General features: G+C 70.7%; 1 protein-coding gene. It reads right to left on the bottom strand.

Translation table 11 applies throughout. From position 1 onward, the window contains the following. Positions 1 to 10 precede the first annotated feature (10 nt). On the bottom strand, positions 11 to 1,701 hold a 1,691-nt coding region (locus tag C5B96_RS09975; protein WP_199176618.1), incomplete at its 5' end, for a helicase HerA-like domain-containing protein.

Consider the following 1,701-nt stretch of genomic DNA (forward strand, 5'->3'; position numbering starts at 1 on the left):
GGGTGGGCGGTCAGCGGCGGCGGCGGGTGCCGAAGATGCCGGAGACGACGCTGGTGAGGATGGTGCGGGTGGCGCGCGATCCCAGCACGTCTTCGAGTATGTTCGGCTGCGCGCGGCTGGTGGTGCGGGTTCCTGAGGCGCGGCGGTTGCGCTCGCGGTCGGCTGCGGCATCCGCGGCCCGCGCCTTCGCCAGCGCGCGCTCGTACTCGGCCTGCGCCTTCGCGTCGGCCCGGGCGGCGTCGGCGGCGGCCTTCTGCCGCGCCTTCTCGTCGGCGGCCTGCTGCTTCGCGGCGGCAGCGGCCGCCTTGGCGTCGGCGACGGCCTGCTCGGCGGCGGCTGCGGCCTCCGCTGCGGTGTTCAGCTTGGCCGTGAGGATTTCACGCGCAGACTCGCGGTCGATGACCGGGCCGTACGTCGGCAGGAGCGGGCTGGCGGCCACCGCGGCGTCGATCCGGGCATCCGAAGTCGGAGACATCGACCCCTGGGGCGCACGCAGCCTCGTCCAGGCGACCGGGCTCGGGGCCCCGCGCTCGTTCATGACCGTGACGACCGCCTCGCCGGTCGCGAGGTTCTGCAGCACCTCGGCGAGCTCGTACTCGGAGTTCGGGTAGGTCGAGACGGTCGCCTTCAGGGCCTTGGCGTCGTCGGGGGTGAAGGCGCGCAGCTGGTGCTGGATGCGCGACCCGAGCTGGGCGAGAACGTCGCCGGGCACGTCTTTCGGGGTCTGCGTGACGAAGAAGATGCCGACACCTTTCGACCGGATCAGGCGCACGGTCTGCGTGATGGAGCCGATGAAGTCCTTCGACGCATCCTTGAAGAGCAGGTGCGCCTCGTCGAAGAAGAAGACGAGTTTCGGCTTGTCGAGGTCGCCGACTTCGGGCAGGTCGTTGTAGAGGTCGGCGAGCAGCCACATGAGGAAGGTGGAGTAGAGGGCGGGGCGGTCGGCGACGCCGGGCACTTCGAGCAGGCTGACGATGCCCGCGCCGTCTGCTGTGGTTCGCAGGAACTCGGCCGTGTCGATCTCGGTCTCGCCGAAGAACACGTCGGCGCCCTGGTCGGCGAAGGTGATGAGTTCACGGAGGATCACGCCGACTGTGGCGGGGGAGATGCCGCCGAGGTCGACGAGTTCGGCCTTGCCGGCGTCGCTGGCGAGGAAGCTGAGCACGGCGCGCAGGTCGCTGAGGTCGAGCAGGGGGAGGCCGGCATTGTCGGCGTAGTGGAAGACGAGGCCGAGGCTCGACTCCTGTGTGTCGTTCAGCCCGAGCACCTTGCTGAGGAGGAGAGGACCGAAGCCGGCGACGGTGGCGCGGATCGGGATGCCGCGACCGACGCCGCCCAGGCTGAAGAACTCGGTCGTGGTCGCTGCCGGTTGCCAGTTCTGGCCGATGCCCGCCGTGCGTTCGAGCAGTTTGGCGCTGCTGGTGCCTTCTGAGGCGATTCCGGAGAGGTCGCCCTTGATGTCGGCGGCGAAGACGGGCACGCCGGCGGCGGCGAGTTGCTCGGCGAGCACCTGCAGGGTCTTGGTCTTGCCGGTTCCGGTGGCGCCGGCGATGAGCCCGTGGCGGTTGGTCATGGCGAGCGGGATGCGCACCGGCACGTCGGGGAGGGCGTGGCCGTTGACGAGGGCGCCCATTTCGAGGGCGGGGCCGTCGAAGGCGTAGCCGGCGCGGATTGCGTCGACGGCGGCTGGGGTGAGGGGGG

It is taken from the genome of Subtercola sp. Z020 (genome assembly GCF_002931235.1).
Classification (GTDB): Bacteria; Actinomycetota; Actinomycetes; order Actinomycetales; family Microbacteriaceae; genus Subtercola.